At 33.4% G+C, this 11,503-nt stretch carries 6 protein-coding genes, 2 tRNA genes and 3 rRNA genes; 6 read left to right on the forward strand and 5 right to left on the reverse strand.

Annotated features, from left to right (window positions below; translation table 11 throughout):
- The 5 genes from BLV71_RS00245 to rrf all read left to right on the forward strand — a co-directional run.
- A 16S ribosomal RNA gene (locus BLV71_RS00245) occupies nt 1-305 on the forward strand; the annotation flags it as partial.
- A gap of 83 nt (nt 306-388) precedes the next feature.
- A tRNA-Ile gene (locus BLV71_RS00250) sits at nt 389-462 on the forward strand.
- Between the two features lie 90 nt (nt 463-552).
- Nucleotides 553-629 (forward strand) — tRNA-Ala (locus BLV71_RS00255).
- Nucleotides 630-788: 159 nt separating this feature from the next.
- Nucleotides 789-3,677: ribosomal RNA gene (locus BLV71_RS00260) — 23S ribosomal RNA — on the forward strand.
- A gap of 101 nt (nt 3,678-3,778) precedes the next feature.
- Nucleotides 3,779-3,887: ribosomal RNA gene (rrf, locus tag BLV71_RS00265) — 5S ribosomal RNA — on the forward strand.
- Nucleotides 3,888-4,038: 151 nt separating this feature from the next.
- Here rrf and BLV71_RS00270 read toward each other — a convergent pair.
- The 3 genes from BLV71_RS00270 to BLV71_RS00280 form a co-directional block, all read right to left on the reverse strand.
- Nucleotides 4,039-4,596 carry a hypothetical protein gene (locus BLV71_RS00270; RefSeq protein WP_143032738.1) on the reverse strand — a complete coding sequence of 186 codons (558 nt, stop codon included), beginning with the start codon at nt 4,594-4,596 and terminating at the stop codon, nt 4,039-4,041.
- A gap of 76 nt (nt 4,597-4,672) precedes the next feature.
- Nucleotides 4,673-5,689, reverse strand: coding sequence for a UDP-glucose 4-epimerase GalE (gene galE / locus BLV71_RS00275; RefSeq protein ID WP_093868619.1), 1,017 nt, complete (start codon nt 5,687-5,689; stop codon nt 4,673-4,675).
- A 232-nt stretch (nt 5,690-5,921) separates the two neighbouring features.
- Nucleotides 5,922-7,049, reverse strand: coding sequence for a DegT/DnrJ/EryC1/StrS family aminotransferase (locus BLV71_RS00280; RefSeq protein ID WP_093868620.1), 1,128 nt, complete (start codon nt 7,047-7,049; stop codon nt 5,922-5,924).
- A gap of 170 nt (nt 7,050-7,219) precedes the next feature.
- On the opposite strand from BLV71_RS00280, the gene BLV71_RS00285 reads away from it, so the two are divergent.
- Complete coding sequence (locus BLV71_RS00285; protein ID WP_093868621.1) at nt 7,220-9,625, forward strand: hybrid sensor histidine kinase/response regulator; 2,406 nt, start codon at nt 7,220-7,222, stop codon at nt 9,623-9,625.
- On the opposite strand, the gene BLV71_RS00290 is transcribed toward BLV71_RS00285, so the two are convergent.
- Together BLV71_RS00290 and BLV71_RS00295 are read right to left on the reverse strand one after the other, a co-directional pair.
- On the reverse strand, nt 9,618-10,952 hold the full coding sequence (locus BLV71_RS00290; protein ID WP_093868622.1) for a sigma-54-dependent transcriptional regulator: 1,335 nt from the start codon (nt 10,950-10,952) through the stop codon (nt 9,618-9,620). The genes BLV71_RS00285 and BLV71_RS00290 overlap by 8 nt on opposite strands.
- A 112-nt stretch (nt 10,953-11,064) precedes the next feature.
- On the reverse strand, nt 11,065-11,388 hold the full coding sequence (locus tag BLV71_RS00295; protein WP_093868623.1) for a hypothetical protein: 324 nt from the start codon (nt 11,386-11,388) through the stop codon (nt 11,065-11,067).
- Nucleotides 11,389-11,503: the final 115 nt, after the last annotated feature.

The raw sequence follows: 11,503 nt of genomic DNA on the forward strand, positions 1-11,503 counted from the left end.
ACACGTGCTACAATGGTATGGACAATGAGCAGCCACTATGCGAATAGGAGCGAATCTATAAACCATATCACAGTTCGGATCGGAGTCTGCAACTCGACTCCGTGAAGCTGGAATCGCTAGTAATCGATATCAGCCATGATCCGGTGAATACGTTCCCGGGCCTTGTACACACCGCCCGTCAAGCCATGGAAGCTGGGGGTGCCTGAAGTCGGTTACCGCAAGGAACTGCCTAGGTAAAACTGGTAACTAGGGCTAAGTCGTAACAAGGTAGCCGTACCGGAAGGTGCGGCTGGAACACCTCCTTTCTAGAGAAAGATGGTGAGTTACAAAAGAGGTACATTTTGCTCTTTGCTGTTAATTTTAAAACACACTAATATATAGCTATTATAGTCTCGTAGCTCAGCTGGTTAGAGCGCTACACTGATAATGTAGAGGTCGGCAGTTCGAGTCTGCCCGGGACTACAAATAAAGAAGTATATATTAGGAAGGAAATTCTGGAAGTTAGAGAATTCAACATTCATAATTGAGGATTCATATTCTGAATTTCATAATGGGGGATTAGCTCAGCTGGCTAGAGCGCTTGCCTTGCACGCAAGAGGTCATCGGTTCGACTCCGATATTCTCCACCATTAGACTATAGGTCTAAAAACGTTCATTGACATATTGGTAAAAATGATATCGTAAAGAATCAAGATAGAGAAGTTAGATTACGATCTAACAACAATATTTTTATAAAAATAAAGAATTATAAAGAGCTCGTTGTAGTAGAGATACTGCAGCAAAAAGTACAATAAGCTAAATAAGGGCGTATGGCGGATGCCTAGGCTTTCAGAGGCGATGAAGGACGCGATAAGCTGCGATAAGTTACGGGGAGTGGCACACACATTATGATCCGTAAATTTCCGAATGGGGCAACCCGGCATGTTGAAGACATGTCACCTATTTATAGGAGCAAACCCGGAGAACTGAAACATCTAAGTACCCGGAGGAAGAGAAAACAATAGTGATTCCGTTAGTAGCGGCGAGCGAACGCGGATTAGCCCAAACCAATGCTGTTACGGCAGTATTGGGGTTGTAGGGCTGCGACATTAGAGTCTAAGTGAACTAGAAATCGTTTGGAAAGACGAACCAAAGAGAGTGATAGTCCTCGTATAGGTAAGCGAAGATAATATAGCAGTACCCTGAGTAGTGCGGGACACGAGTAATCCTGTATGAATCTACCGGGACCATCCGGTAAGGCTAAATACTCCTGAAAGACCGATAGTGAACTAGTACCGTGAGGGAAAGGTGAAAAGAACCCTAAGTAAGGGAGTGAAATAGAACCTGAAACCGTACGCCTACAAGCGGTCGGAGCACATTTACTGTGTGACGGCGTGCCTTTTGCATAATGAGCCTACGAGTTACTGTTGCTAGCAAGGTTAAGGATTTAAGGTCCGGAGCCGAAGCGAAAGCGAGTCTGAATAGGGCGACCATAGTTAGTAGTAGTAGACGCGAAACCGAGTGATCTACCATGGGCAGGTTGAAGCTGTGGTAACACACAGTGGAGGACCGAACCAGTTTGACGTTGAAAAAGTCTTTGGATGACCTGTGGGTAGGGGTGAAAGGCCAATCAAACTCGGAAATAGCTCGTACTCCCCGAAATGCATTTAGGTGCAGCGTTGAGCGAAAGTTTTATAGAGGTAGAGCTACTGATTGGATGCGGGGGCTTCACCGCCTACCAATTCCTGACAAACTCCGAATGCCTATAAAATGTTACTCAGCAGTGAGGGCATGGGTGCTAAGGTCCATGTCCGAGAGGGAAAGAACCCAGACCATCAGCTAAGGTCCCCAAATATATGTTAAGTTGAAAAAAACGAGGTGAAACTGCTTAGACAGCTAGGATGTTGGCTTGGAAGCAGCCATTCATTTAAAGAGTGCGTAACAGCTCACTAGTCGAGCGGTTTTGCATGGATAATAATCGGGCATAAACATATTACCGAAGCTATGGATTTTATACTAAGTATAAAGTGGTTAGGGGAGCATTCTATTTGCGCAGAAGGTGTACTGTAAGGTATGCTGGAGCGGATAGAAAAAGAAAATGTAGGCATAAGTAACGATAAAGGGGGCGAGAAACCCCCTCACCGAAAGACTAAGGTTTCCTCAGCGATGCTAATCAGCTGAGGGTTAGTCGGGACCTAAGGCGAATCCGAAGGGAGTAGTCGATGGCCAACAGGTTAATATTCCTGTACTTCTTATAATTGCGATGGGGTGACGGGAGTAATGAAAGCACCGCGAACTGACGGAATAGTTCGTTGAAACATGTAGGTATTAGACTTTTAGGTAAATCCGCTAGTCTAGCTGAAGTGTGATAGTACAACAAGTCTTCGGATGCGTTGATAGTGTGCCTAAGGGCTTCCAAGAAAAACCTCTAAGCTTCAGATTATGAGAACCCGTACCGTAAACCGACACAGGTAGTTGGGATGAGAATTCTAAGGTGCTCGAGAGATTCATGGCTAAGGAACTAAGGCAAAATAGACCTGTAACTTCGGGAGAAAGGTCGCCAGCAGCAATGCTGGCCGCAGTGAAAAGATCCAGGCGACTGTTTATCAAAAACACAGGGCTTTGCTAAATTGAAAGATGATGTATAAGGCCTGACACCTGCCCGGTGCTGGAAGGTTAAGTGGAGGGTTTAGCTTCGGCGAAGATCTAAAATGAAGCCCCAGTAAACGGCGGCCGTAACTATAACGGTCCTAAGGTAGCGAAATTCCTTGTCGGGTAAGTTCCGACCTGCACGAATGGTGCAACGATCTGGATACTGTCTCAGCCATGAGCTCGGTGAAATTGTAGTATCGGTGAAGATGCCGATTACCCGCAGCGGACGAAAAGACCCCGTGAACCTTTACTATAGCTTCGTATTGACTTTGGATAAGTAATGTGTAGGATAGGTGGGAGATAATGAAGCGGCGTCGCTAGGCGTTGTGGAATCATCCTTGAAATACCACCCTTTGCTTATCTAGAGCCTAACTCAGCGATGAGAACAGTGCGTGGTGGGTAGTTTGACTGGGGTGGTCGCCTCCAAAAGAGTAACGGAGGCTTCTAAAGGTTCCCTCAGCACGCTTGGTAACCGTGCGTAGAGTGCAATGGCATAAGGGAGCTTGACTGAGAGACATACAGGTCGATCAGGTACGAAAGTAGAGCATAGTGATCCGGTGGTTCCGCATGGAAGGGCCATCGCTCAAAGGATAAAAGGTACTCCGGGGATAACAGGCTGATCTCCCCCAAGAGCTCACATCGACGGGGGGTTTGGCACCTCGATGTCGGCTCGTCACATCCTGGGGCTGGAGAAGGTCCCAAGGGTTGGGCTGTTCGCCCATTAAAGTGGCACGCGAGCTGGGTTCAGAACGTCGTGAGACAGTTCGGTCTCTATCTGCTGTGGGCGTTAGAAATTTGAGTGGATTTGACTTTAGTACGAGAGGACCGAGTTGAACTGACCTCTAGTGTACCTGTTGTCACGCCAGTGGCACTGCAGGGTAGCTACGTCGGGAAGGGATAAGCGCTGAAAGCATATAAGCGCGAAACCCACCACAAGATGAGATTTCTTTAAAGGGTCGTGGGAGATTACCACGTTGATAGGCTATAGGTGTAAGTGCAGTAATGTATGTAGCCAAGTAGTACTAATAACCCATAGGCTTATGTACGTACTTCCCCTCCTTGTGAGGGGAAGCAAACTCTTTGAAACTTTACAATATTATATTTATCAATATGTTAACTTATACAGTTGAAATACACTGAAACAATTTAAGGTGATTATTGCAATGGGGCTCACCTCTTACCATTCCGAACAGAGAAGTTAAGCCCATTAGCGCCGATGGTACTGCCACAGGTGGGAGAGTAGGTCGTTGCCTTTCTTTTAAACCGTTCTTTAGTAAGATAAAGAACGGTTTTTTTTTTGTGCTATACCTTACTTTTTTAACACAACCTAAATAATCAGTAGTTCAATACTGTGGGAGTATTAGCTTGGAAAGACTCTATTAGTTGGTAATACTTTTGAATATAAGATTAGCAATCTATGGTATAAGAAGATCTAGTTGATTTTTTTGTCTTATTCAAGAAATTTATTTCAATATCTATTTGTTGAGCACCGTGAACTTTATCATTAAAACTTGTTTTTGATGTATATTCAATCCTATATTTTTTAAGAAAAGAATCTATTTCATATTTATCAAATTTTGCATTATGTAGTTTTCTTCTGTATTTTTTAATGTTATGATATGTTATTGTAAATATGCTAATACCAAGACTAATTATCAGAAATACAATTTCAATGGAATATCGGCTGTTTTCAGTAGACTTTAAAAGAGATATTCCACCAAATATAATAAAAGTTCCAATTGTTGAAAAAAGATAAAAACTTAAAGAAATTGATATTTTATCTTTCTTTATAACTTCTAGTTCTATATTAACTGATTCTAATATTTGTTGTAAATCTGTACTAAAATTAATTTTAGTACAATATATTTTAAAATCAGGTTTTTTATTTGTTAAACTACATATCAATCCATTTTTCAATTCCATTTGTTTATTTTTACATAAATCACAATGTTTTGAATAATTCATTAGATAGTTTATTGATTTTTTTAGTATAAGTATAGACGATAATAGTTTTCACGATACTATATAGATAGTATTTATTCTATACATTATTGCTTTTTTGTTGCCACTTCCAAGCTGATAGTAGAGCTTCCTCTAAACTTTTTTCAGCTTTCCAGTTAAGTTGTTCGTTTGCGTTTTTTGTACTTGCAAATGCACTAGTAATGTCTCCTTCACGTTTACCAATAAACTTATAATTTAGATTTACACCAGTGCACTTTTCAAAATTTTTAATAATTTCTAAAACCGAAGTGCCAATTCCAGTGCCTATATTAAAAAAGTTAAAAGACTTTGTATTCTTTTTTTCTAATAGACGATTTAATGCAGCTATGTGTGCTTTTGCAAGGTCAACTACATGTATGTAATCTCGAATAGCAGTTCCATCAGGAGTTTCATAATCATTACCAAATATAGATAATTCCTTTCTTATCCCAGCAGCAGTTTGTGTTACATAAGGAATTAAATTTTGAGGGATACCTATAGGTAATTCACCTATTTTAATACTTGAATGCGCTCCAATAGGATTAAAATATCTTAAAGAAATTGCGTTCATAGTATAAGCTTTACAGCTTTCTTTAATTATTTCTTCTCCAATTTGTTTAGTGTTTCCATATGGAGATTCTGCAGTTTTAATTGGAGCATTTTCAGTTATGGGTAACTCATCTGATTGTCCATATACAGTACAAGAAGAACTAAAAATCAAGTTGTCAATATTATTATCACGCATTCCCTGTAATAAGTACACTAAACTTCCAATATTATTTTCATAATAATCTAATGGATTTTGAACACTTTCACCTACAGCTTTAAACGCAGCAAAGTGAATAACACCATCAATTTTTTTATTTTTAAAGAAATCTTGAACATTAGATTTTATTTTTAGATCAAGTTTATGAAATTCTGGTTTTACTCCTGTTATTTCTGTAATATTATCTAAGACTTCAATTTTTGAGTTTGATAAATCATCAATAATAATTACTTTAAAACCAGAGTTTTGTAATTCTACTACAGTATGAGAACCAATGAACCCTAATCCTCCAGTAACTAAAATTTTTTTCATGACTTTATTTTTTGTGTGAATTTGTTTGCTATTATTTATAATTACTATGTAAAAAAAATATAACTAATAGCATATCTGAATATTCTATTTACTAAGTTATAGCAAGTTTGCTGTATTTTTTGAAAAAATAAAAAGAACTTAACTTCAAATAAATCCTATTAAAAATGTAAACTATATCTTTTCTAATGATTTTTTTGAAGTTAAGTTCTTCCTCGATTGACAAATTAAATGGTTATTTTAAAAACTCAGAAACAGTATTAGTAATAAATACTAATTGTTCCTCATCTAATTCTGTATGCATTGGTAATGAAATTACTTCATCAATTAACTGGTTAGTTATTTTAAAGTCTTCTTCATTATATCGATCATCCTGATATGCTTTTTGAGCATGTAAAGGAACAGGGTAATAAATAGCATTAGGAATTCCATTATCTAGTAGGTGCCTATGTAGCTCATTACGCTTACCGTTTGTAACTCTAAAAGTGTATTGATGAAAAACATGTGTGGTAAAGTCACTAATAACTGGAGTTACAATACTTGAATTGTTAGCAAATGAATTTGAATAATACGAAGCAGCTTTTCTTCTAGCTTCACAATAATTATCTAGTAAAGGTAATTTTGTTTTTAAAACTGCAGCTTGTACACTATCTAAACGTGAATTAACTCCCACAACATCATGATAATAACGTTTATACATTCCATGATTTACCATTCCTCTTAATGTATGTGCTAATTCATCATCATTAGTGAAAATAGCACCACCATCACCATAGCATCCTAGGTTTTTTGATGGGAAAAATGAAGTAGTACCCACATGCCCCATAGTACCAGCTTTCTTTTTTGTTCCATCAGTAAAAGTGTAATCTGCACCAATAGCTTGAGCATTGTCTTCAATTACAAACAAATTATGCTCTTTAGCAATAGTTAAAATAGCTTCCATATTAGCACATTGACCAAATAGATGTACAGGAACAATAGCCTTTGTTTTTGGAGTTATAGCTTTTTTAAGAGCTTCAATGTCTATGTTATAAGTATCAAGTTCAACGTCAACTAATACAGGTGTTAATTTAAGTAAACCAATAACTTCTACAGTTGCAGCAAAAGTAAAATCAACAGTAATGACTTCGTCACCAGGTTGTAATCCTAATCCCATCATTGCAATTTGCAAAGCATCAGTTCCGTTAGCACAAGGAATAACGTGTTTAACGTTTAAATACTTTTCTAAGTCGGCCTGAAATTCTTTAACATAAGGCCCATTAATATAAGCTGATGAATTTAAAACTTCCTGAATTGACGTATCAACAACGTCTTTTATTTTTTGATATTGACCTTGTAGATCAACCATTTGTATTTTTTTCATTGGTAGAATGAATTTTTATAATTACAAAAATACAAACAATCTTTTATTGTTTTTACTAATTATATATTAATACAAGTAATGTTAGCAGATATGGTGTTTTTAAGCAACAAAGATTAGAATGCATCGTTGTTGTTACAAAAGAATAATTCGAATATTTTGATACTGTTTTTATGAAATTATTAAAGCATAAAATAACGTTTAAGGTTTTAATGGGATATATAATTCTGGGGTTTCTAGCAATTATTTCTGGAGCATTATTGTTTTCTGAAATTAAAACCTTTATTTATATTCAAGAAGAGGGTATTGCTGATAAAAAAAGAATACTAAAAACAAGTAGTTTAATTGCTAGTATTTATGAAAACGAAAATCTAGGGAGAGCAGCTATCCAATTAAATTCTGCAAAAAAAATTAATGAGTATACTTCAGAAAATAAATTATTGTTGTTAAAAATTGATTCACTTAATTTTATAATAGAAAATGCTATGCAAAAGAGTATTTTAGATAGTATAAAATTAGGCATCAATAAAAAGTATAAAAATATAACTAGTTTATATAGAATTTCTAGACGAAATAATTCTGATAAATCTATAAATGAAGCTATCAATAAACTTAGATCTATAGATACTCTTTTGGGAAAAATTACGACTAAAGAGTTTGTTGAAAACTCAAAGTTTTTTGATAAAAGCACAAAACAAAGTTTAGAAGAGTATTTTAAATATATTAATAGTTTTGATGATGATAATAAAGATAAAAATATAAATCAGAAAGAAATAGATTCATTAGTATCTATTTCTAAAATAATACTACAAAAAGCTCAAAAGCAGAGTAATAATAAAAAGAAATTTTTACGAGTAAAAGAAAAAGAGCTAGTAGAGAACGATTTAATAATCTCGAGAAAGCTTATAGAGGTGCTTAATAGTTTAGAAAAAAGCATCATTTCTTATTCAAGTAATATTCATAATCAACATCAAAAAATGTTAAGTAGAAGCAAGAATATTATTTTATTAGCTGGTGGAGTTAGCTTTATTATAATCGTTTTCTTTTCATTTATTATACTAAATGATTTTTGGAAGAGTCAACATTATAGAATAGAGTTAGAAAATGCAAATATTAAAACGTCTTCACTTTTAAAAAGTAGAGAACAATTAATTTCAATGGTAAGCCATGATTTAAGGACTCCTTTAAGTACAGTAATTGGTTACAGTGAATTATTACAAAAGTCAATAAACAATACTAAAGAAAAGAATCAAGTAACTCATATACAAACTGCCTCAGTGTATATGAGAAAGTTAGTGGAAGATTTATTAGAGTTTTCAAAGCTTGAAAATGGAGAAATAGGTATTGAGTGTATTCCTTTTAACATAGAAAAGCTTTTGAATGAAGTGTTTGAAAATGCTAAAAACTTAATAAAAGAAAAACCCGTTAAAATTATTTTAAAATCCGATAAAGCTTTTAATAAAAATATATTGAGTGATCCTTTTAGAATAAAACAAATCCTTTATAATTTAGTAACTAACTCTTGTAAATTCACAAACAATGGCGTTATAAAAATTGAAGCTAAACTTCAAACTATAAGTCATAAAAAATATTTAGAAGTTACAGTTAGTGATACTGGATTAGGAATAGATGAAAGTGAGCAAGAAAAAATATTTAAGCCTTTTTCACAATTACAATTAAATGAAAAAGGGAAAAAAGGATTTGGTTTAGGCTTAACTATTTCTAAAAAACTTACAGAATTATTAGGAGGAACTTTAACTTTAAAAAGTAATTTGGGTGAAGGAAGTGTTTTTATTTTAAAAATCCCAATACGATTTTCAGAAAATACCTTACCGGAAGAAAAGAAGCAACCTATAAAATTTAAAAATAAATTAAAGGCTATAGTTGTAGAAGATGATGTAACTATAAGAGAGCTTTTAAAAAATATTTTTGAGCAATTAGGGATACAAGTTGTTCTATTTACTAACGGACAAAATGCTCTTGAAAGTATTAATGAATTAGTATATGACTTTGTTTTAACAGATATACAACTTCCAAAAATGAATGGAATACAATTTATGGAAACGCTAAAAAAAATGAGTTCGTACAAACAGCAACCAATAATAGCTATGACTGGTAGAGCGAGTTTTTCTAAAAAAGAATATATAGAAATTGGTTTTTCGGATATATTATTAAAACCATTTTCAATGGTTAAATTAGAGTACTTGATTCAGAGTTTTTTTAGTAAAAAAGATCTAGAACCACCAAGTAAATTAAAACTGAAAACTTACAGTTTTCTGTCCTTGAAAGAATTTCTTAATAATGATGAAACAGAAGTAAAAAATATGTTAGCTCTTTTTTTGAAGGAGACAAAAAAAAATAGTGTAAATTTAGAAAAGGCTATTAGTGAAGAAGACATAGTTAGTTTTAACAATATCAGTCATAAAATGTTAAGTATGTTTAAACAAATTGAAGCAACTGATATTGTAGAATTCTTAGAAGCTTTTGAAACAACCACAAGAATAAATGATTCTATATATGAAAATTTTAAAGCAAATCTGGAATGCTTTGTTTTAGAACTTAAAAATTACCTCAATTAAGGTTGTATTCGTTTATCTTATTATAGAGAGTTTTTCTTGTAATGTTTAAAAGTTTAGCGGCCTTAGTTTTATTATTTCCTACTTTATTCAAAACTTTTAAAATAAGTTTCTTTTCATTTTCTTTTGTAGAGAATTTAATTGAAGTTGATTTTTCTTCCTCCACATATATTAATTCGTCAGGGAGTGTATGTTTTTCTATGATTTTAGTTTGAGTTAGAAGTGTAGCTCTTTTAATTATATTTGATAATTCTCTTAGGTTACCTGGCCAATGATAAGATTGAAATATAGTTAAAACCTGTTGTGAAAAACCAATAACAGATTTGTTAAGTTGTTGATTGGCTTTGTTAAGAAAAAAGTCAGCATATAAAATTAAGTCATCGTTTCTATCTTTTAAACTAGGTGTTTTAATAGAAAACTCATTAATACGATGATATAAATCTTCACGAAAATCACCCTCTTCTACAGCTTTTAATAAGTTTTCATTAGTTGCTGTGATTAATCGAATATTTACAGTTATTTCTTCACTGCTTCCTACAGGTTTTATTTTACGCTCTTGTAAAGCGCGTAATAATTGTATTTGATTTTCATAGCTTAAGTTTCCAATTTCATCTAAAAAAAGAGTTCCATTGTTAGCTGCTTCAAAGTGACCAGTTTTATGGTTAGTAGCGCCAGTAAAAGCACCTTTTTTGTGTCCAAAAAACTCACTGGAAGCAATTTCTTTAGGAATAGCTCCACAATCTACAGCTATAAATGGGTGATTTTTTCTTGTACTTTGTTTATGAATAGTTTTAGCAACAACTTCTTTACCAGTACCACTTTGACCGTTAATAAGTACAGACATGTTAGTTGGTGCTACTAAATCAATATACTCATATAAAGTTCTTGAAGCTGAACTAATACCTTTGATAAATTGAGTGTTGTTTTCTCCTTTTTCTTGTATTAGTGTTTTGGTTATTATATTTTTTTTTGATTTTTCTTCTAAAGCATTTTTTATTACTTCAATAACTTCATCAGGGTTAAATGGTTTAGAAACATAATCAAAAGCACCTTGTTTCATTGCTTGAACAGCTGTTGAAACTTCAGCATAACTTGTCATTAGTACAACAGGAATGTTATTGTTTTTTTTTACTTGTTTTAAAAAGTTAATACCATCACCATCGGGAAGACGAAGATCTGTAAAAATTAAATTGTAGGAGTTTTTTTTTAATAAAGTAAAGGCATTCTTAATAGTATAACTAATGTCAACGATGTATTGGTTACGTTCAAGAAAATGTTTTAACATTTTTGAAAAAGTAATATCGTCTTCAATTAATAAAATCTTGTTCATAAAATGGTTATACTCTTATTAAGTTAGTGAGGTTTACTCTTTATAGAATAAAAAAAAGAGCGTTTTATTTAAAACGCTCTTTTTAAGAGAAAATTGAAAGGAAAACAGAAAATTATTTTTTAAGATTACTTATCTCTTTTTCATCTAACCAATTACCATCTTTATCAGCATAAATAATTTTTATTTCTTTATTAATACTAAGTTCTAGTTTGTATTGATTGTGTTGATTAATATATGCTTTATTTACTTTTGCTGTAGTAAAATCCTTTTTTAGAGCTTTATTTAAAGCAGAAGGCAATTTATCTAATGAGATTTCTTTAAAAGAATCGTTTTTAAAACAATATGTGGTGTTTGTAAGTGGTGTTTCATTATTAGTAATAGCATATGACGAAACTGTTCCTGCAAAAATAGCTGTAGCTAAAATTAATTTTTTCATGACTTAAATAGTTTATAATTATTATTTGCATTAGATATTGAAATAAACATGCCATCGTATTTTAAGATTACTTCCAGAGTTCTTAATGTATTGTATTTCAGCGCTTTATTTTTTA

The sequence above is a fragment of the Tenacibaculum sp. MAR_2010_89 genome, assembly GCF_900105985.1.
GTDB classification, from domain to species: Bacteria; Bacteroidota; Bacteroidia; order Flavobacteriales; family Flavobacteriaceae; genus Polaribacter; species Polaribacter halocynthiae.